Annotated in this window: 27 protein-coding genes; all 27 read left to right on the top strand. The window is 64.5% G+C overall.

From position 1 onward, the window contains the following. The first annotated feature begins 32 nt into the window (after positions 1 to 32). The 27 genes from MYA_RS19190 to MYA_RS19070 all read left to right on the top strand — a co-directional run bounded on the left by MYA_RS19190 (position 33) and on the right by MYA_RS19070 (position 19,178). On the top strand, positions 33 to 1,052 hold the full coding sequence (locus tag MYA_RS19190; protein ID WP_014724686.1) for a phage major capsid protein, P2 family: 1,020 nt from the start codon (positions 33 to 35) through the stop codon (positions 1,050 to 1,052). Next, positions 1,049 to 1,735, top strand: a complete 687-nt coding sequence (locus MYA_RS19185) for a phage terminase small subunit (protein WP_014724685.1) — start codon at positions 1,049 to 1,051, stop codon at positions 1,733 to 1,735. The genes MYA_RS19190 and MYA_RS19185 overlap by 4 nt, the downstream gene beginning before the upstream one ends. Before the next feature lie 104 nt (positions 1,736 to 1,839). After that, complete coding sequence (locus tag MYA_RS19180) at positions 1,840 to 2,322, top strand: head completion/stabilization protein (protein WP_041494095.1); 483 nt, start codon at positions 1,840 to 1,842, stop codon at positions 2,320 to 2,322. Continuing rightward, a complete protein-coding gene (locus MYA_RS19175; RefSeq protein ID WP_012327677.1) occupies positions 2,322 to 2,534 on the top strand; it encodes a tail protein X in 213 nt (70 codons plus the stop codon). Before MYA_RS19180 ends, MYA_RS19175 begins: the two co-directional genes overlap by 1 nt. Positions 2,535 to 2,536: 2 nt before the next feature. Beyond that, positions 2,537 to 2,911, top strand: coding sequence for a phage holin family protein (locus MYA_RS19170; protein WP_014724683.1), 375 nt, complete (start codon positions 2,537 to 2,539; stop codon positions 2,909 to 2,911). After that, on the top strand, positions 2,911 to 3,231 hold the full coding sequence (locus MYA_RS19165; protein ID WP_014724682.1) for a phage holin family protein: 321 nt from the start codon (positions 2,911 to 2,913) through the stop codon (positions 3,229 to 3,231). Before MYA_RS19170 ends, MYA_RS19165 begins: the two co-directional genes overlap by 1 nt. Continuing rightward, positions 3,224 to 4,024 (top strand): N-acetylmuramidase domain-containing protein, encoded by an 801-nt coding sequence (locus MYA_RS19160; protein ID WP_014724681.1) that lies wholly within the window; start codon positions 3,224 to 3,226, stop codon positions 4,022 to 4,024. Before MYA_RS19165 ends, MYA_RS19160 begins: the two co-directional genes overlap by 8 nt. Beyond that, a complete protein-coding gene (locus tag MYA_RS19155; protein WP_014724680.1) occupies positions 4,021 to 4,512 on the top strand; it encodes a hypothetical protein in 492 nt (163 codons plus the stop codon). Before MYA_RS19160 ends, MYA_RS19155 begins: the two co-directional genes overlap by 4 nt. Beyond that, positions 4,509 to 4,919: a phage tail protein gene (locus tag MYA_RS19150; RefSeq protein WP_014724679.1), complete on the top strand. Its 411-nt coding sequence runs from the start codon at positions 4,509 to 4,511 to the stop codon at positions 4,917 to 4,919. The genes MYA_RS19155 and MYA_RS19150 overlap by 4 nt, the downstream gene beginning before the upstream one ends. Then, on the top strand, positions 4,919 to 5,368 hold the full coding sequence (locus MYA_RS19145) for a phage virion morphogenesis protein (protein ID WP_014724678.1): 450 nt from the start codon (positions 4,919 to 4,921) through the stop codon (positions 5,366 to 5,368). The genes MYA_RS19150 and MYA_RS19145 overlap by 1 nt, the downstream gene beginning before the upstream one ends. 261 nt (positions 5,369 to 5,629) lie before the next feature. After that, positions 5,630 to 6,313, top strand: a complete 684-nt coding sequence (locus tag MYA_RS30075) for a hypothetical protein (RefSeq protein WP_083854909.1) — start codon at positions 5,630 to 5,632, stop codon at positions 6,311 to 6,313. Positions 6,314 to 6,548: 235 nt separating this feature from the next. Then, positions 6,549 to 7,241: a phage baseplate assembly protein V gene (locus MYA_RS19140; protein WP_041494094.1), complete on the top strand. Its 693-nt coding sequence runs from the start codon at positions 6,549 to 6,551 to the stop codon at positions 7,239 to 7,241. Continuing rightward, entirely contained in the window at positions 7,238 to 7,603 is a 366-nt protein-coding gene (locus MYA_RS19135; protein ID WP_014724677.1) for a GPW/gp25 family protein, read from the top strand. Before MYA_RS19140 ends, MYA_RS19135 begins: the two co-directional genes overlap by 4 nt. After that, the gene (locus tag MYA_RS19130) at positions 7,600 to 8,505 is read left to right on the top strand and encodes a baseplate J/gp47 family protein (protein WP_014724676.1); all 906 of its coding nucleotides are present in this window, start codon (positions 7,600 to 7,602) and stop codon (positions 8,503 to 8,505) included. Before MYA_RS19135 ends, MYA_RS19130 begins: the two co-directional genes overlap by 4 nt. Next, the gene (locus tag MYA_RS19125) at positions 8,498 to 9,049 is read left to right on the top strand and encodes a phage tail protein I (RefSeq protein ID WP_041494093.1); all 552 of its coding nucleotides are present in this window, start codon (positions 8,498 to 8,500) and stop codon (positions 9,047 to 9,049) included. Before MYA_RS19130 ends, MYA_RS19125 begins: the two co-directional genes overlap by 8 nt. A 5-nt stretch (positions 9,050 to 9,054) precedes the next feature. After that, on the top strand, positions 9,055 to 10,662 hold the full coding sequence (locus MYA_RS19120) for a hypothetical protein (protein ID WP_014724674.1): 1,608 nt from the start codon (positions 9,055 to 9,057) through the stop codon (positions 10,660 to 10,662). 14 nt (positions 10,663 to 10,676) lie between these two features. Beyond that, a complete protein-coding gene (locus MYA_RS19115; RefSeq protein ID WP_014724673.1) occupies positions 10,677 to 11,087 on the top strand; it encodes an XkdW family protein in 411 nt (136 codons plus the stop codon). A 59-nt stretch (positions 11,088 to 11,146) separates the two neighbouring features. After that, the gene (locus tag MYA_RS19110; RefSeq protein WP_014724672.1) at positions 11,147 to 11,485 is read left to right on the top strand and encodes a hypothetical protein; all 339 of its coding nucleotides are present in this window, start codon (positions 11,147 to 11,149) and stop codon (positions 11,483 to 11,485) included. A gap of 149 nt (positions 11,486 to 11,634) precedes the next feature. Further along, positions 11,635 to 11,817, top strand: a complete 183-nt coding sequence (locus MYA_RS30070) for a Com family DNA-binding transcriptional regulator (RefSeq protein WP_083854908.1) — start codon at positions 11,635 to 11,637, stop codon at positions 11,815 to 11,817. Next, complete coding sequence (locus tag MYA_RS19105; protein ID WP_041494091.1) at positions 11,795 to 12,544, top strand: DNA-methyltransferase; 750 nt, start codon at positions 11,795 to 11,797, stop codon at positions 12,542 to 12,544. Before MYA_RS30070 ends, MYA_RS19105 begins: the two co-directional genes overlap by 23 nt. 111 nt (positions 12,545 to 12,655) lie before the next feature. Next, a complete protein-coding gene (locus tag MYA_RS19100; protein WP_014724669.1) occupies positions 12,656 to 13,828 on the top strand; it encodes a phage tail sheath protein in 1,173 nt (390 codons plus the stop codon). A gap of 29 nt (positions 13,829 to 13,857) precedes the next feature. Beyond that, positions 13,858 to 14,367 (top strand): phage major tail tube protein, encoded by a 510-nt coding sequence (locus tag MYA_RS19095; RefSeq protein ID WP_014724668.1) that lies wholly within the window; start codon positions 13,858 to 13,860, stop codon positions 14,365 to 14,367. A gap of 31 nt (positions 14,368 to 14,398) precedes the next feature. Then, the gene (locus MYA_RS19090; protein WP_014724667.1) at positions 14,399 to 14,710 is read left to right on the top strand and encodes a phage tail assembly protein; all 312 of its coding nucleotides are present in this window, start codon (positions 14,399 to 14,401) and stop codon (positions 14,708 to 14,710) included. Beyond that, the gene (locus tag MYA_RS30065; protein WP_014724666.1) at positions 14,710 to 14,829 is read left to right on the top strand and encodes a GpE family phage tail protein; all 120 of its coding nucleotides are present in this window, start codon (positions 14,710 to 14,712) and stop codon (positions 14,827 to 14,829) included. Before MYA_RS19090 ends, MYA_RS30065 begins: the two co-directional genes overlap by 1 nt. Then, on the top strand, positions 14,826 to 17,588 hold the full coding sequence (locus MYA_RS19080; protein ID WP_014724665.1) for a phage tail tape measure protein: 2,763 nt from the start codon (positions 14,826 to 14,828) through the stop codon (positions 17,586 to 17,588). Before MYA_RS30065 ends, MYA_RS19080 begins: the two co-directional genes overlap by 4 nt. 13 nt (positions 17,589 to 17,601) lie before the next feature. Further along, positions 17,602 to 18,030: a phage tail protein gene (locus tag MYA_RS19075; protein WP_006757087.1), complete on the top strand. Its 429-nt coding sequence runs from the start codon at positions 17,602 to 17,604 to the stop codon at positions 18,028 to 18,030. After that, on the top strand, positions 18,027 to 19,178 hold the full coding sequence (locus MYA_RS19070) for a phage late control D family protein (RefSeq protein WP_014724664.1): 1,152 nt from the start codon (positions 18,027 to 18,029) through the stop codon (positions 19,176 to 19,178). The genes MYA_RS19075 and MYA_RS19070 overlap by 4 nt, the downstream gene beginning before the upstream one ends. The last annotated feature ends 287 nt before the right edge of the window (positions 19,179 to 19,465 follow it).

The raw sequence follows: 19,465 nt of genomic DNA, 5'->3' as shown, positions 1-19,465 counted from the left end.
CCCTCATCCCATTTCCCCTAGACGGAGAACCCATGCGGAACACTACCCGCGAGCAGTACAACCGGTATCTGGCTCGCATCCAGGAACTGAACGGCATCAGCGATGCCACGAAGAAGTTTTCGGTCGTGCCGAGCGTGCAGCAAACGCTCGAAACCAAGATCCAGGAATCGAGCGCATTCCTCGGCCGGATCAACATCTACGGCGTCGAAGAAATGGAGGGCGAAAAGATCGGCCTCGGCGTATCCGGCCCGATCGCGAGCCGTACCGATACGACCAAGCGAGCGCGTGAAACGCGCGACGTCTCGGCACTCGACAATCAGAAGTACCGTTGCGAGAAGACGAACTACGACACGCACATCCGCTATCAGCAGCTCGACGCGTGGGCGAAGTTCCCGGACTTCCAGGCGCGTCTGCGCGATTCCATCATCGTGCGTCAGGCACTCGATCGCATCATGATCGGCTGGAACGGCGTGAAGGTTGCGGACGATACCGATCTCGCCACGAACCCGCTGCTGCAGGACGTGAACATCGGCTGGCTGCAGCAGTACCGCAACAATGCGAAGCAACGCGTGTTCTCGGGCGTGAAGATCGGAAAGGGCGAGGAATTCAAGAATCTCGACGCTGTCGTTTCGCTCGCGCGCAACGAGTTCCTCGACCCGTGGTACGCCGAAGACCCGAACCTCGTCGTGATCTGCGGCCGCGAGCTGCTCCAGGACAAGTATTTCCCGCTCATCAACCAGGCGCAGCCGTCGACCGAAACGCTCGCAACCGACATCGTCGTCTCGCAGAAGCGCGTCGGCAACTTGCCGGCCGTCAGCGTGCCGTACTTCCCGCCGCACGCGCTGATGGTCACGCGCCTGGACAACCTGTCGATCTACTGGCAAACCAGCGCGCGCCGGCGCTCGCTGAAGGAAGTGCCCGAGCGCGATCGCATCGAGAACTATGAAAGCTCGAACGATGCGTACGTGATCGAGCAGTACGGCGCCGGCTGCGTGGTCGAGGACATCCAGTTCGCCGACGCTGCCCCGGCCGCTCCGCAAGGTGGCGCATGACAAACCCGTTCCGCCAACACTTCCAGCGCACCGTCGCGGCTACGGCCGCGCGCGGCACGCCAGCGAGTGTCGGCGGGCTGCGCGACGACTCGGCTTATACGCTGATGCTCGCGCAGCTCGACGAACACCGCCGCGCGCTGAAGGCTGTCGAGTCGCTCGAGCGCAAGGCCGATCTGAAGCGTCAGTTTCTGCCCGCATACGACGCGTGGGTCGCGGGTGTGCTTCAAGGCGCGGCCGGCGCGCACGACGACGTGCTGATGACGATCATGGTCTGGCGCGTCGACGTCGGCGATTACCAGGGCGCGCTCGAGATCGGCGCGTACGCGCTGCGGCACGCTCTCCCGCTGCCCGACCAGTACAAGCGCAGCACGCCGTGTCTGCTCGTCGAGGAATTCGCCGAGGCCGCGCTGCGCGCCCATCGCGCCGGCGACGCGATCCAGGTCGAACCGCTCGTCGAGATCGAGCAGCTCACGGCGACGGCCGACATGCCCGACGAAGTGCGCGCGAAGCTGCACAAGGCGATCGGCTACGGCCTCTCCGCTCCCGATCCTGCGCGTGCCCTCGACCACCTACGCCGCGCGTTGCAGCTCTTCGCGAACGTGGGTGTGAAGAAAGACATCGAGCGGCTCGAGCGCGAGCTGAAGAATTCCGCCACCGGAGGCCAGTCCGGCCCCTGTGGCTGACACCGAGCGTACCCCGCGCACCAGGCGGCACGGGGCCGTAGCCGGCACTGTCCGCGCGAAAGCCCCGTCCACCGCCTCTACCTATCAACCCGACGAACCCGACCATGTCCTTTGTCTCGACCCCGCCGCTAGCGCGCGCGCCGGCGGATGCGGAACCCGCTAAGCCGATCAAGAACGACCCGTTCTATCCGGATGTCTCGCTCGAGCATGCGCGCGACACGATGCGCTTCGACGGGTCGATCACCGACGCCCGTCTGCGGCACGAGCTGCTCGCCGCGATCGCTGAGGTCAACGACGAGCTGCGCAGCGCACGCGCGGCGTGGCGCGATGCCGGTATCACGTGCCTGGCCGATGTGCCGGCCGACCAGCTCGACGGCGAGAGCGTACGGCTGCAGCACTACCGGCGCGCGGTGTATTGCCTGGCGAAGGCGACGCTCATCGAGCGGTACCGCGATTACGACACGACGGGCGATGGCGCGCGCCGCGCAGACGAGCTGGAGCCCCAGGGCGACGAGCTGCGCCGTGACGCCCGCTGGGCGATCAGCGACATCATCGGCCGCCCTCGCATAACGGTGGAGTTGATCTGATGGAGGTGCGGGCGCTCCAGGGGGAAACCATCGACGCGCTTTGCTGGCGCGTGCTCGGCCGCACGCGCGGCGTCGTCGAAGCGGTGCTCGACCTCAACCGGGACCTGGCGCAGTACGGCCCGATCCTGCCTCACGGGCTGCTCGTCGAGCTGCCCGACGAAGTACCGCAAGCGGCGCAATCCGGCGCCGAGCGGCTCCAGTTATGGGACTGAGAATGGCTGAACCTATTTCCACGTCGTCCGCGACGGTCGCGGCGCTCGGCGTCGCCACGCTGTCGCTGTTTCCCGGCGTCGATGCCAACGTCGTCATGGGCGCGTTCGCCGGCTCGCTGCTGTTCGTGATGACAGCCGCCGATCCGTCGATTCCGAAGCGCATCGCTTTCTTCGTGATCTCGTTCGTCGCCGGGTGCCTCACGGCCGAGCTGTTCGCCGCCGCGCTCGACACGGTGCTGCCGGCCCGCGTCGAGGTGCACGCCGGCATCGGCGCGCTGATCGCATCCGCGCTCGTCGTGAAACTGCTGCTGTGGCTGATCGCCCAGGCCGATGCGCCCGATCGGCTGCTGAACGTGTTCAAGGGGAGGGAAAAGTAATGCTCACGACCGTCTACGTGCTGCTGTGCGCGGCGCTCGCGCTGCGCCTCGTGACCTTCCGCCGTGGCACGAGCGCCCACCGGCCGCTCGCGGCATGCCTGGCGTACACGATCGCGGTCGCCGCCGGCGCCGCCCCAATCCGCGCCGCGTTCGGCATGCTGCCGCCGGCGAATCTTGCCGACACGGTGCTGGTCGGCGTCCTGTGCCTCGCCGTGTACGGAGTTCGCGGCAACGTCGTCGAGCTGTTCCACCGTGGCAACCCGCGCGACTCAGTGATCGCGCGCGTGCTGCAATTCAAGGTATGGGGGCGCCATGTATAAGACCCTGCGCCTCGGCGACCGCGGCGCCGACGTCAGCTACCTGCAGCGCCAGCTCATCGCAGCCGGCGCGCGCCTCGACACCGACGCAATCTACGGCAGCGCAACCCGTAACGCCGTGGTGGCGTTCCAGGCCACGCACGGCCTGGTCGCAGACGGCATCGCCGGCCCGAAGACCTGGTCGACGCTCTCGGCCGGCCGGCGCGATCCGCGCCACCTCACCGACGCCGACCTGCAGCGCGCGGCTGATCGGCTGCAGGTCGATATCGCGGCCGTGCGTGCCGTCAATGAGGTGGAATCGAAAGGCGCCGGGTTCCTGCCTGACGGCCGGCCCGTGATCCTGTATGAGCGGCACATCATGTATCGCCAGCTCGCGGCGGCCGGCCTGGACGCGGACGCGCTGGCGGCGAAATATCCGGCCCTGGTCAACCCGAAGCGCGGCGGCTACGTCGGCGACGCGGCGGAATATGCACGCCTGGCGAGCGCGTCGCAAATTTCGGCCACATGCGCGCTCGAGGCGACGAGCTGGGGCGCGTTTCAAATCATGGGCTTCCACTGGAAGGCGCTCGGCTACCCGGACGTGTTCGCGTTCGTCGACGCGATGAAGGTCAGCGAGGCCGAGCAGCTCGAGGCATTCGTTCGCTTCGTCCTGGCGGACAAGGTGATGCTCGCCGCGTTGCGCGGTAAGAAGTGGGCGAAGTTCGCCGAGCTGTACAACGGCAAGGCTTACGCCGAGAACCTGTACGACGTGAAGCTCGAAAGGGCCTTCGATCGCTACAGCCGGGCGGCCGCGTGACGACCGGCGCCCGTATCTTCACCGCCGGCGCGATCGCGCTCGCCATAGCTGCGGTCGTCATCGCAATCCAGCATGCGCGCCTGCTCGACGCCGGCCGGCGCGTCGACGATCTCGCGCGCGACGTGCGCGATCGGACGGCCGAGCGCGACGCGGCCCGCCGCGACGTGAAGGTCGTCACGCAGTATGTCGACCGTGTCCAGGTCGTCCGCGAGAAGGGCGACACCATCATCAAGGAGGTTCCCGTCTATGTGGATCGCGAAGCGGATCGCGCCTGCGTTGTTCCTGTTGGGTTTGTGCGCGTGCACGACGGCGCAGCCGCCAACGTGCCGGTGGGCGATCCCGGAAGCGCTGATGCGGCCCCCTCGGGCATTGCGCTCTCTGCCGTCGCCGCAACCGTCGCCGGCAACTACACCACCTGTCACGAAAACGCCGAGCAACTGATCGCTCTGCAGGCCCGGGTACGCGACGCGGAGGAACCGGCGCCATGAACAAGCCCAACAGCCTGCGCGCGGCGCTTACCGCCGCCCTGCCCGAGTTTGCGCGCGATCCCGACCGGCTGCACATCTTCATCGAACACGGGTCGATTGCCGTCACCGCAGCGAAGTCGCTGTCGTTCGAATATGCGTACACGCTCGACATTGTCGTGACGGACTACGCCGGTCATTCGGATCACCTGATGGTCCCGATCATCGGCTGGCTGAAGATCCACCAGCCCGAGCTGCTGCTCAACCGCGACCTCTGCCGCGACGGGTTCAAGTTCCAGGCCGAACTGCTCGACAACGGCAAATCGGACGTCGAGATCCTGCTGAAGCTGACCGAGCGCGTCGGCGTGGTCGAGCAACCGGGCGGCTACGAGATTCGCCACTTCGGCGAGCCGCCGATCGCGGGGACCTGATGGTCGATCGACTATCCCACGCCGAAGACTGGGCGTCCGGCCTGCTCGGCCAGCTCACGTCCGCGCAGCGCGCGGTGCTGGCGAAAGGGTTGGCCATCGAACTGCGCCGGCGCCATTCGCGACGCATCGCCGAAGCCCGCAATCCCGACGGTAGCCGGTACGCACCGCGCAAGCCGCAGGCCCGACGAAAGAAGGGCCGCATCCGGCGCGCGATGTTCGCGAAGCTGCGCACCGCGCGCTTCCTCAAAACAGCGTCGACCGCCGACGCGTCCGTGCTGCACTTCACACGCCAGGTCGAGCGCATCGCCCGCGTCCATCAGGAGGGCCTGCGCGATCGCGTCGAGCGCAACGGGCCGACCGTCCAGTATCCAGTGCGCGAGCTGCTCGGCCTGGCCGATGCCGACGTCGATCGGATCACCGACGTCGTTCTCGCCTTTCTGTCGCGGTAGCACGACAAGGGCATTGGCATACGTCAAATATCGTGCGAATGTTCAACTCGATTGTTCCTCCAGTACTGGTCGTTCGACAGGTCGCTCGAATTCGTCGACAATTGTCGATCCACACGCGTACGAAGAAGGATCAAATCCCCGATGATTTACTTGCCCGATTCTTCGGACTTCATTGCGCATCTGCATGTAAAAGAGGCCGCAGGCAGTGTTGCGCAAATCTGTATCGGATGACTTACAACGACATGGACGAAACTTACTGCGATGACAATTATTAGAGATATTGCAATCAATGCGATCGGCGCATTTTTGGGCGGCTTTGCGTTGCTGTGGGTAACGCTTAGTCCGAAGGGGCTCAAATTTCTTCGCTCGAGACTCAAGAGACCGAGCATAGATATCGAACAACGACGAACACCCGAGAACATCTTTACTGCCCTTGAACTTGGAGCATCAGCCGAGTGGGTGAGGGAGCAATTGGGCGCCCCTACGAGAGTGGACGAGAATTGGTGGGGTTATAGATTTTCCGATGCGCTCGTTTCATTGCATTTCAGTACAGAAAAATCGGTTGAGCGAATCGCTGTCGCGATCACAGATTCAGAGACGCACTTTGATTTTCCAGCATGGCACTTTGATTGTCCGCCACTCGGAAAAATCACCGCTCGAGATTTGCTGGCTGTCGAACACCTGGAGATGCAATTCAATGATTCCACGCGACATAGTGAGCTGAAATTTACTGGTCGGGAGGGTCCGAAGGGAGCATGGCACTACATCGCCTTCGGCTCACTTGCCCCGCATTATCCCGGACCAATACTAGAACCTCGATTCGAATGGGACAAGGAAAAAAATAGGCTCATTACCGACCCTAATGACGTGTTGATAAATTGGGCTGCGGTATCTAGATCGGACAAAGATCTTGGCTTTCCTTGGGACTTCGGGCTCACCATTTAATTTATACGCGGTACCACTTCAGCGGTCGCTTCCTTTCGCCACGAACTAAGTTCTGGTCGCGAGGAACGACCGTTACCCTGTCTTACCGACCTCGCCGTCACCGTCGTACCCATCTCGCGGCTACTCCGCCAACGCCCGCATCAACATTGTGGCGACGGTTGGAGAAACGTTGTCATCCGACCGCGTACAACCATATTCGCGTGATCCTCTCCCGCGCGCGCGGCATCCTTGCCGCATGGACGATTTTGCTGACCTGAACCGCCGCCTCGAAAGCCTCCTGCGCGAGGGCACCGTAATCGATGTCGATCACAACGCTCGCCGCGTGCGCGTCGAATCCGGCGGCCTGCATACCGACTGGATTCGCTGGCTCGCGCAACGGGCGGGTAACAGTATTGAGTGGGACCCGCCGTCGATCGGCGAGCCGGGTCTGCTCCTTTGCCCGTCCGGCGAGCCGACGACGGGCCTCTTCCTGCCCGGCGTATATTGCGACGAACACGACGCCCCGACCTCGAATCCGAACGAACACCTCCGGGCCTATCGGGACGGCGCCCGCATCGCGTACGACTTCGCAGCGCACGCGCTGACGGCTACGCTGCCGGCCGGCGCAACTGTGCACGTCGTCGCTCCCGGTAGCGTCACGGTCGAAACCAACACCGCGACCGTCAAGGCCCAATCCGTCACGCTCGACGCCGACGAGACGACCGTGACGGGCTCGCTACTCGTGAAGGGACCGCTCACGTTCGAATCGGGCGCGACCGGCAAGGGCGCGGGCGGCCCGGTGATCGAGATTCAGGGCAGCGCGCACTTCACGGGCACCGTGACTGCTGACGTCGACGTGAAGTCACGGGACGTCAGCTTGGTAGAGCATCCGCATCAGGCCCAGGGCGAATTTGCCAAGACTTCGAAGCCGATCGCAGGTGGCGCATGAACGGCATGAACGCACGCACTGGCCGCGCGATCGCCGGCCAGGCCCACATCGAGCAGTCCGTCGCGGACATCCTGTTCACGCCGCTCGGCACGCGCGTGGAACGCCGTGAATACGGCTCGCTGCTGCCCGAACTGATCGATGGCCCGGTCAATCCAGTGATGCGCATGCGCGTCATGGCTGCGTCCGTCATGGCGTTGGCCCGATGGGAACCGCGCATCCAGGTCAACCAGGTGGACTTCGGTAGCACCGGCATCGACGGCGGCGCTGTGCTCGAACTGCAAGGCGAACGCACGGACGGCCCGCGCGCGGGCGCCGCCTTCTCCATGCGCCTGCCGGCGACGAACGGACGAGGCGCTGCATGAGAACGACGCCGATCGATCTGTCGCAGCTCCCAGCACCTGACATCGTCGACGAACTCGACTACGAAACGATCCTGGCCGAGAAGAAGGCACGGCTGGTGTCGCTGTATCCGAAGGAACAGCAGGACGAGATTGCGGCCACGCTCGAGCTGGAATCGGAGCCGATGGTGAAGCTGCTGCAGGAAGGCGCGTACGAAAAAATGCTGCTGCTCGCGCTCATGAACGAGAAAGCGCGCGGCATCCTGCTCGCGTACGCGAAGCGCACCACGCTCGAGCACATCGGTGCCCTCTTCGACGTCGACCGTCTGCTGATCTCGCCGGGCGATCCCGACCAGAGCATCGATCCTGTCTACGAGGACGACGACAGCCTGCGCGAGCGCATCCAGCTCGCGCCGCGCGGCTTCTCGGTCGCCGGCCCCGACGACGCGTACGTGTTCCACGCGCGCGCTGCTGACGGGCGCGTGAAGGCGGCGACCGCCTATAGCCCGTCGCCGTGCGTGATGATCGTCACGATCTTGTCGCGCGAAGGTGACGGCACGGCGAGCCAGGAGCTGATCGACATCGTCGAGAAGGCGCTCGAGAAGAAGCGGCCACAGGCCGACGAGGTCATCGTGCAGAGCGCGAAGATCGTGCCGTACGCGATTCGCGCGACGCTGCGCTTCTTCAACGGCCCGGATCGTGCTGTCGCGCTCGCGGAAGCGAAGAAGAAGACGCTGCAGTTCGCCGAATCGATGCACCGGCCGGGTTCCGAGGTCACGTTGGACGGTCTGTACGCGTCGATGCGCGTCGCCGGCGTCCAGAAGGTGCTGCTCGACACGCCGGCCGAAGGCGTGCCGATCGCGATCGACCAGGCGCCGTACTGCACGGGTATCGAGCTGACGGACGGTGGGGTGGCCGATGATTAAGCCGGCCGTCTCCCTACTGCCGCCGAACGCGACCGTGCTCGAGCGGCGCCTGGCCGAAGCCAACGCGGACGTGCTCGACATCCCGGTCGAGATCGACACGCTGATGGACCCGGATCGTATCCCGCTGCGCTTCCTGCCCTGGCTCGCCTGGCACATGGGCGTCGATACCTGGCGCGACGAATGGCCCGAGCAAGTAAAGCGCGCACGTGTGAAATCCGCGATCCGGATCGCCCGTAAAAAGGGCACTGCCGAGGCCGTGCGCGACGTGTGCGCGTCGTTCGGTGCGAACGTCGTGATGCGTGAGTGGTTCGAGAAAACGCCGCGCGGCGTGCCGGGCACGTTTGAGATCGTGATGACGGTCGGTACGCGTAACGGCGTGCCGGCCACCGCGCAGTACGTCAACGACATCCGCGCCGAGGTCGATCGCGCGAAGCGAGGCACCGCCCACTATACCTTCACGCAAGGCTTCAGCATGCACGGCCCGATCGGCGTCGCATGTGGCGTGCGCGCAGCCGTCTATCGCCGCCTCTCTCTCACGGACTAACGAACATGGCTGGAAACCTCATCTACATCACGGACGCCGGCCGCGCCGCATTGGTGGCGCCCGGCAATACCGGGACCACCGCGCACCAGGTCACGCAGATTGGCCTCGCCACGGCGGCCTTCGTGTTCAAGCCGGATATGACCGAGCTGCCGAGCGAGTTGAAGCGCATCACGACGTTCGGCGGCAATACCGTCGCCAACGACACGATCCATATCGTGATCCAGGATGACAGTGCGGACCAGTACAAGCTGTACGGGTTCGGGCTGTACCTGGACAATGGCGTGTTATTCGGCGTCTACGTGCAGAACGATCCGATCCTGGAAAAAGCAGCGGCCTCGATGCTGCTGCTGGCCGCCGATACCGTGCTCACCTCGATCGACGTGACGCAGCTCGTTTTCGGGCCGACAACGTTCCTGAATCCGCCGGCGACGACCGAGCGCAAGGGCGTCATCGAATTGGCGACGCAGACTGAGGTCGACGCCGGCGCGGACGACACGCGAGCCGTGACGCCGAAGACAATCGCGATCCGGTACGCCCCACTGACGGGCGCACGCTTCACCGGTCACGTCAACGCGGCGGCCGGTATGTCGATGACCTACGCGACGATCGATAACGGAGCTGGTTGGAGCACGGTCTATCTAAAGAATGGCGGGAAAAATCGGTGGACGCTCGGCAAGTCCGATACCGACGACTTCGCAATCAGTGCGTTTGACGATGATGGCGTCACGCAGCGTCGCGTGCTGGACATTCAACGAGCCTCACAGGTGGTCAGTTTCGCGAAGCGTCCATCGTGGGCCGGTGCGACGCCGTGGGACAGCGCGAACGTCACGCCGCTCGACAAGAACGTCGGCGGTCAGGTCAATGGAACCGTGACTCTGTATGGCGCGGGCGACTACGGTTCGCAGCTCGTCTTCAATTCAAACGGTTACGCGCCGCGAATTCAGGTGCAGGCGTCCGCGGCGAAGTGGATGGTCACGAATGGCGCGAATACGGCCGCGAACCTAGCAGTCACCGATGGCGGCACGGTCACTGCGCGCGGCCAATTGCAGGCCGGGGGCGGTACGTCAGTGGTCGCGCCCGATGGAAACCTGTCCGGTAGCCAATGGGGTGGATGGTTGTCGAGTTTCTTGACGAACAACTACGTCAACCGCAGCGGCTCGTCGATGTGGGGCCGTCTGACGCTTGCGCGGGATGGATGGGATGCGGACTTTGGCCTACGTGCGGCCGACGGTGTACTGACATACCTGCGCGCGCGGCGCTCTGGCGGTTTGGAAGTCATCAACAACGCGTACAACGCCGTCACGTGGTCCGTAGACGACTGGGGCACGATGTACATGCGCGGTCAGCAAACCCTCACCACGGACGGCAACTTGTTCTGCTCGTATCGCGGCGCGTGGATGAGCGACATCCTCAACGACCTGTACAACCGCGACAACACGAAGGCCAACGCCGGCGCGCGCGTGCAGTGGGATTCCGGCGTGAACAACTTCGGCACAATCGAGCGCCTCAACGGTGCCCTGCCCGCGCCGTGGGTCGTCTGCGGGCTAAGCGGTCCGGGCAACGGGACGGCCAACGCGATCACTGTTTACGGCGTAGTTTTGAGGAACCAATGACTAACGCGAACACCATGCTCGACGTCGAGCAAGCGGCTTTCATTCTGGCGAAGAAATTTCCGAATCTCGTGCGCTGCCGGGACTACTGGGTTGCACACCCGGTGCACGAGCAGACGCTCCGGCAGACGAAGACGGCGTGGGTACCGATCTGGCAGCCGGCCGATATTCCGCAACCGACACCAGCCGACCTGCTCGCGTGGTGGCCCGAGTTCGAAGCGCAATACGCACTCATCGAAGCCTCCGAGAACGTTCGCCGACAGCGCGACACGCTGCTCGCTGAGGTCGACCCGCTTGTCGAGCGCGCGGCGGACGCCGGCGACACCGATCGAGAATCTGCCCTTCGGCGCTATCGCGCTGCGTTGCGCGACGTGCCGCAGCAGGCCGGCTTTCCGCTCGACGTCGTCTGGCCGCAGTTGCCCGCGTAGTCGCGCGGACCCGCGTCGCCACAAACCGCAGTCCCGTTTCATTTTTCCAGGAATCGAATATGGCAATCAAGAAAGCACTCGTTCTCGAATCGACTGGCGCGCAGGCGTCCTATCACGTGGTCAGCAACGTCGCGATCGACGCGGCGTCGAAGTTCACGAGCGGTACGATCCAGAGCTACGTATCGGAAGCGACGTTCAAGGCGGGGAAACTGCCGCTGCAGGGCGGCGTCACGATTTTCGTGTCGGGCATGCCGGAAGCCGACGAGGGGGCGTTCGCGTATATCCAGCGGCGACTGGTGGAACCGAAGCCCGAAGGTAGCGCGCCAAATGCGGACGGGTCGATGATGTACGGCTCGACCGACCGCTACATGCTCGCCGGCGGCGAATACGTCGCGTAGCGCGACATAGGAAGGAAAGGACGCGGCGACGTGCGCGATGCAGCAACATCGTGCACGCCCCGCACCAGCAGAGCACGCCTGCAGGATTGGCCAGGGCCGCGACACCTCTCGAGAGGCGCCGGCATCCTAGCACAGGCAGGAATCACACCATGCAGGACATCCGATGCGGAAGCTGTAACCGCAAACTCGGTGCCGGCGAATACGTCCGGCTCACCATCAAATGCCCGCGTTGCGGCGCAATGAATATCTTGAGGGCCACGAGCCCCTTACCCGCAGGCCACCGAGCCTCCGATACAAGGGATTCGCCCCATGCAACACACTCTCTCCGCTGATCTGATCAACCACGTGCACCGGGCAGACGCACTGAGCGTCATGCGCGCGCTGCCCGATGGCTGCGTCGACCTGGTCTTCACCGATCCGCCCTACTCGTCCGGCGGCACGACGAGTGCTTCGCGCAGCCAGTCGCCGTCGAGCAAGTACATCGGCGGCGACGTGAAGACGGTCTATCCCGAATTCCAGCACGACAGCAAAGACCAGCGATCGTGGACGTTCTGGTGCATGACCTGGCTTGCGGAAGCCTATCGCGTCTGCCGCAACGAAGCGCACCTGGCCTGCTTCGTCGACTGGCGCCAGTTGCCGAGCCTCACTGATGCGATCCAGGCCGCCGGCTTCACCTGGCGCGGCGTCGCCGTATGGGACAAGACCAGCGGCCGCACGCGGCCGCGCATGGGCGGCTTCGCGCAGCAGACCGAATTCCTGGTCTGGGCGACCAAGGGGGCCGTGCGCCGCGCCGACGTGTATCTGCCTGGCGTGTTCTCGGAGCGCCTCGCGCATCCGAAACGGCATATGACCGAGAAGCCCGCCCAGCTCGCGCGCGACGTCGTGCGCCTGGCGCCGGCAGACGGCGTCGTCCTGGACCCGTTCGCCGGCTCCGGCACGTTCCTCGCAGCAGCAAAGGAAGCCGGGCTGAACTGGATCGGTTGCGAGCTCGAACCGAGCTATCACGAAGTCGCGACCGCACGCCTGGCCGAGCTCGACGTGCTGCCCGTCGCCGCGTAGCGACACGCTGCAGCGGCTTCGGTTGTGCCCTGCCGCTGCACAACCTCCCCCGCGTGATCTCCGCGCGCGCGGAAGGCAATCTTTCGGAAGGCTCACTTCCGGGAGAATAGCTTGCCTTCTGATTACCACCACGGCGTACGCGTCATCGAGATCAATGACGGTACGCGCCCCATCCGCACGGTCAGCACGGCAGTGATTGGCATGGTCTGTACCGGCGATGACGCCGACGCCACCACCTTTCCCGAGAACCGTCCCTTCCTCATCACGGACGTGCGGGCCGCAATCGGCCGCGCCGGCACGAAAGGCACGCTCGCGCGTTCGCTCGACGCGATCGCTGCGCAGACCTCGCCGCTGATCGTCGGCGTGCGCGTGCCGACCGGCAAGGACGCGGACGAAACGACCAGCAACGTGATCGGCACGACGACCGCGGACGGCCAGTACACCGGCATGAAGGCGCTGCTCGCTGCGAATACCCGGCTCGGCGTCAAACCGCGCGTGCTCGGTTGCCCCGGTCTGGACACCCTGCCTGTCGCGACCGAGCTGGCGACGGTCGCTCAAAGGCTGCGCGGCTTTGCATACGTCAACGCGTTCGGCGCGAAGACGAAAGAAGAGGCCGTCGCCTACCGCGCGAATTTCGGTCAGCGCGAGCTGATGACGATCTGGCCGGACTTCGTAAACTGGAACATCACGACCAACGCCGAGGACATCACCTGGGCCACGGCGCGCGCACTCGGCATGCGCGCGAAGATCGACGAAGAAACCGGCTGGCACAAGACGATCTCCAACGTCGTCGTGAACGGCGTCACGGGTATCAGTCGCGACGTGTTCTGGGACCTGCAGGACCCGAACACCGACGCCGGCTACCTGAACAGCCACGACGTCACCACGCTAGTGAACGCGAATGGATACCGTCTGTGGGGATCGCGGACCTGTTCCGAGGACAAACTGTGGGCATTCGAGAACTACGTGCGCAGCGCACAGGTGATCGCCGACACGATGGCCGAGGCGCACATTTGGGCGGTCGACCAACCGATGAGCCGCACGTTGATGCACGACATCGTCGACGGCGTAAACGCGAAGTTCCGCGCGTGGAAAACGGCCGGCTACTTGATCGACGGCCAGTGCTGGTTCGATCCGGCGGCCAACGAGAAGGACTCGCTCAAGGCCGGCCAGGGCTTCATTGACTACGACTTCTGCCCGGTTCCACCGCTCGAAGACCTGACGTTCCGGCAGCGCATCACGGATCGCTATCTGGTCAAGTTTGCGGAAAGCATCGCCGTCTGACGGCCCGCCAATCACCATAGGAAAACGCAATGGCTCTGCCATCCAAACTCAAGAATTTCAACGTGTTCGAGGACGGCGTCTCGTTCGTCGGCGAGGTGCCCGAGATTCAGTTGCCGAAGCTCACGCGCAAGATGGAGGCGTATCGCGGCGGCGGCATGAATGCCGAGGTCGACATCGACCTCGGCATGGAGAAGCTCGAGCTGGGCCTCACGATGGGCGGCTTCATGAAGGAGATGTTCAAGACGTGGGGCACGTCAAAGATCGACGGTGTCTCCGTACGCTTCGCCGGTTCCTATCAGCGTGACGACACCGAAGAAACCGATGCGGTCGAGGTGTACGTGCGCGGTCGCTACAAGGAAATCGACCCCGGCAAGGCCAAGGCCGGCGACAACGCCGACCAGACCGGAACGATGTCGCTGTCGTATTACCGCCTTGTCGTCAACGGCGAAAACCTGATCGAGATCGACATCCCGAACTTCGTCGAGATCGTCGGCGGCGTCGATCGCCTCGCCCAGCAGCGCCGCGCACTCGGCCTGTAACCCTATTCACTTCACCTTCTAAGGATTGACCATGTCCCTGAAACGAACCGACGCGCTGCGCCTCGACACCCCGATCGTGCGCGGCGAGCAGAAAATCGAGGCCGTCACGCTGGCCATGTCGGGCAGCGGCGCGCTGCGCGGCGTCACGCTCACCGATGTCCTGCAGCTCGACGTGATCGCACTGTCGAAGGTGCTGCCGCGCGTCAGCAGCCCGACGCTGACCGACCAGGACGTGCTGCGCATGGACCCGGCCGACCTGGTCAAGCTCGGCACGGAGCTTGCCGGTTTTTTGGTACCGAACTCCGTGAAGCAGGACGCATCCCTCGATCCGTCGACGAAGTGATGGCCGACATCGCCCTCGTTTTCCACTGGACGCCCGACGTGATGAACGCCATGTCTCTTGACGAACTGATGACCTGGCGCGAGCATGCGCGCGTTCGCTACGAACGGGGCGATGAATGAGCGACCGCTCCCTGCGCCTCGAGGTGGTCCTCAAGGCGCTCGACCAGGCGAGCCGGCCGATCCGCGAGATCGCCACCAAGAACCGCACGCTCGTGAAGGAGCTGCGGGACTCCCGCGCGCGCCTCAAGGAACTCAACGACACGCAGCGGCGCATCGGCGAGTTTCGCGAGATGCGCACGGGGCTCGCCAACACCGCGACGAAGCTCGCCGACGCGCAGAAGAAGGTCAAGGAACTCGCGACGTCTTTGCGCGCGTACGGACCGCCGTCGCAACAGATGGTCGCCGAGCTGGCGAAGGCGCGGCAAGCCTCGTCGAAGCTCGGCGCCGCATTCAAGAAGCAATCCGCCAGCGTCGACGAGCTGCGCACTCGGCTGGCCCGCGCCGGCGTCGACACGGGCAAGCTTTCCCAGCACGAGCGCACGCTGCGCACCGACATCGCCGCAACGACTGGCGCGATTGACGCCCAATCGCGCCGGCTCGACGCGCTGAACACGCGTCAGAAGCGTATCGCGGACGCGCGCGCAAAAATGGGCGCCATGCGCGGGGCAGCGGCAGAAATGGCGATCGGCGGATACGCCGCGCGCGCGACCGGCTCGCACATCCTCAACGATCTGCGCGAACCGCTCGCAGAAGCGAAGAAGGTGCAGAACGAGCGCGGTCGCATCCAGGGGCTCGGACTGGGCGACCGTGCGACTCAGGATGCCGAGCGCTACGTGCGCGCGATGGCCACGCCGGGCGTTGCGGTCGCCGAGAACATGACGCTGATGCGCGACGCCATGTCCATCTTTGCGGACGAACACCACGCGCAGATGGTGATGCCGACGCTCGCGAAGATGAAGTTCGCGAACGAAGCGATGTTCGGTGCCGGCCAGGGCCACGAGAACGAAGAGAAGTTCATGAACATGCTGAGGGTGATCGAGCTGCGCGGCGGCACGAAAAGCGAGGCAGCATTCAGGGGCGAAGCGAACATGGTCCAGCAGGTGCTGACGGCGACGGGCGGCCGCGTTGGCGGCGACGAGTGGCGCAACTTCATCCAGACGGGCAAGGTCGCGGCGAAGCAGATGCGCCAGGACGCGTTCTACTACCAGATGGAACCGCTGATTCAGGAAATGGGCGGGCATGCGGCCGGGACTGGCGTGCAGGCCGCGTACAGCAACCTGATGCAGGGCAAAACGACCGTACGTGCCGCGAAGCGCCTGGTCGAGCTGGGGCTCGTCAACAAAAAGGACGTCGAGTACAACACGATCGGCAACGTGAAGCGCATCAAGCCCGGCGCGTTGATTCAGGGCGACCTCTTCAACGCGTCGCCGTTCGAGTGGATGGAGAAGGTGCTGCTGCCGAAGCTGAAGGCCAAGGGCATCACGTCTGACGCGAAGATCCTGGAGGAATTCTCCACGATCATGACGAACGGCAACGGCGCGAACCTGTTCGCGACGATGTTCATGCAGCGCGAGCAGATCCACAAGAATGAAAAGCTGAACCGTGGCGCGTACGGCATCGACAAGCTGCACGAGCTGGGCCAGAGGCAAACGGAAGGGAAAGAGCTGATCGCGCTCGAGAAGGTGCGCAACCTGCGCACCGTCATCGGCGAACAGGTGCTCCCCGTGTACAACCGCGCACTCGAGCTGACGACGAGCGTGCTCGAGCGGCTGCTCGGCTTCGCGAAGGAATACCCGAACTTCACGCGTGCGGTCGCGATCGGCGCGGCCGGCCTCGGTGTGCTGCTCGCTGTGCTCGGCACGTTGACGATCGCGCTCGCGGGCGTTCTTGGGCCGCTCGCAATCGTGCGATTCAGCATGTCGATTCTCGGCATCCAGGGCGGCGTCCTCGTGCGTGCGCTCGGAGCCGTCGCACAAACCCTGCTGTTGGTTGGTCGCGTCGCGTTGTTGAACCCGATCGGCCTTGTGATCGCTGCGATTGCGCTGGCCGCCTTCCTCATCGTCAAGTATTGGGAGCCGATCAAGGCGTTTTTCTCCGGATTCTGGCAAGGGCTCACCGAGGGCCTGAGGCCGCTCGCGCCGCTCGTGAGCCAAGCCTTCGCAATTCTCGGCGCTGCGTTCGCGCCGCTCAAGCCCCTGTTCGATTGGCTGACGGGCGCCCTGAAGGTGGTGTGGGACTGGCTGACACGGCTGCTGGCGCCCGTCGATGCCAGCAAGAAGAGCCTCGACGCAGCAGCCGGCGCCGGCCGAGCCTTCGGTACATGGCTGGCCGACATCATCGTCGGCCTCGCTCAGGCGTCGGCGCGCTTCGCCGAGTTCGGTTCGAATCTCATGTCCGGGCTCGTCAACGGGATCACGAACGGCCTCGGCGCCGTGAAGACCGCGATCCAGTCCGCCGGCGACAGTGTGGTCGGCTGGTTCAAGGAACGGCTCGGTATCCATTCGCCAAGCCGCGTGTTCGCCGCGCTCGGCGGCTTCACGATGGCCGGTCTCGACCAGGGTCTGCGCGAGGGTCAGCACGGCCCGCTGTCGACCGTGCTCGAAGTGGGCAAGCGGATCGTCGCCGCCGGCGCCGGCATCGGCATCACCGGCGCGGCGATCGCCGGCGGCGCACCGCTCACGGTCGACAACCGCCCGCCGCTCACGGTCGCGTCGGCCGGTGCCCGCGCGCCTGTCGCGCCGGCGCCGATCACGATCCAGGTGTATGCGGCGCCCGGCATGAATGAGCAGGCGCTCGCTCAGAAGGTGCTGCAGGTGATGCGCCAGGAGCAGGCTGCGCAGGCCGCGCGCGAGCGCTCGCGTCTGCGTGATCGGGATTGAAGGAGAGGTTCGCATGATGATGGCGCTCGGGCTGTTCGTGTTCAGCCTATCGACCCTGCCCTATCAGGAGCTGAAGCGCCGGCGCGGCTGGCGCTTCGCCAGCAACAATCGCGTCGGCAGAAAACCCGCGCGGCAGTACGTCGGCGAGGACGACGAAACCATCAGCCTGTCCGGCGTGTTGCTGCCCGAGCTGACGGGCGGCGATATGTCACTCGCCGTCATCGAAGCAATGGCGGGCCAGCACACCGCCTGGCCGCTGATCGAAGGCACCGGCCACATTTACGGCATGTTCACTATCGACAACATCGATACGACGCGCACGCTATTTTTCGACGACGGCACTGCGCGCCGCATCGAGTTTTCCATTGCACTAACGCGCAACGATGATCTCGACATGCTCGGCATCGTGACCGACGCCATCAAGGGGGCGATCTCGTTATGAACCTGTCGGACATCCCTGGCGCCGACCTGGTACAGCAGGTCGTGATCGCCGACGACCGCGTGCCGCGGGCGATCTACTCGATCACGCTCAACGGCAAGAACATCACGAAGAAGTTCGACGGCAGGATGATCTCCCTGACGCTGCAGGACAACCGCGGCTTCGAAGCGGACCAGCTCGATATCAGCCTCGACGATTCTGACGGCGCCCTCGAGATTCCGAGCCGCGGCGTCACGCTGAAGCTGGCGATTGGCTGGGCCGGTGCGGCGAACGGCCTGGTCGACAAGGGCGAATTCATGGTCGACGAGGTTCGGCACACCGGGACGCCGGACGTGTTGACGATCCGCGCGCGTAGCGTCGATCTGCGCGCGGGTCTGTCGATCAAGAAGGAGCGCTCCTGGCATCGGCAGACGGTCGGCGCGATCGTGCGCGCGATCGCCAGTCAGAACAAGGTCGAGGCGCGTATCAGCAAGGCGCTCGACGGGCAGTTCGTCGACCACATCGACCAGACGGCCGAGTCGGACGCCAACCTGCTGTCGCGCCTGGCGAAGATGTTCGACGCAATCGCCACCGTGAAGAACGGGCTACTGCTCTTCATCAAGGCCGGCGAGGCAACCACGGCGAGCGGCAAGCCATTGCCGGCCGTCACGATCACGCGCGACGTTGGCGATCGCCACGAGTTCGGCGTCGCGGATCGGGACACGTACTCGGGCGTGCAGGCGTTCTACCTGAACACACGCACTGCGAAGAAGCAGTCGACCACCGTGAAGCGGCGCCGGCGTCGCACTACCTCGAAGAAGAAGCCGATCGACAAGAGCGGCGACGTGCTGTTCGGCACGGCCGAAAACGTGAAGACGTTGCGACACACCTATGCGAACAAGGGGAACGCGACACGCGCGGCGAAAGCGGAATGGGAGAAGTTGCAGCGCGGCGTTGCAGAGTTCAGCATTGTGCTGGCGGTCGGCCGCCCCGAGCTGATGACCGAATTACCTGTAACCGTGCGCGGTTACAAACGTGTCATTGATGATTGCAACTGGATCATTGCGCGCGTTACACATTCGATCGACGGTAACGGCGGATTTACATCGGACCTCGACCTAGAGGTCAAGGCGAGCGAGGTGCCGGAGATCGACACCTCGGAGGGGGGCTGACGTTACGTCAGTAGCAGGTCGCGGATGTTCGACAGGCTCAACATCGCGCTCGTCACCTGCGCGAGCAGCGCCGCTCGCTCACCGGCCGACAAGTCGCGCACTGCACGCGCCTCGCGGTTCCCGGCTACAGTGGAGTTGGCGCGCCCACATTGGGCGGCTATCGCGGCTTCGGTACAGCGTCGGATTACCCCGTCCTCGGCTGTTGCATTTCGGAATTGCGGCTCTTGCGGCTTGTTACTCACAACGGCTTCCTCTTCGGATATTTTGAGAGGCGCTACGACGTGAAA

Origin of the sequence: Burkholderia sp. KJ006 (assembly GCF_000262695.1) — a bacterium.
Lineage (GTDB): Bacteria > Pseudomonadota > Gammaproteobacteria > Burkholderiales > Burkholderiaceae > Burkholderia > Burkholderia vietnamiensis.
Note: the sequence above shows the minus strand (reverse complement) of the source record. Positions and strands in the feature narration are given on the sequence as shown.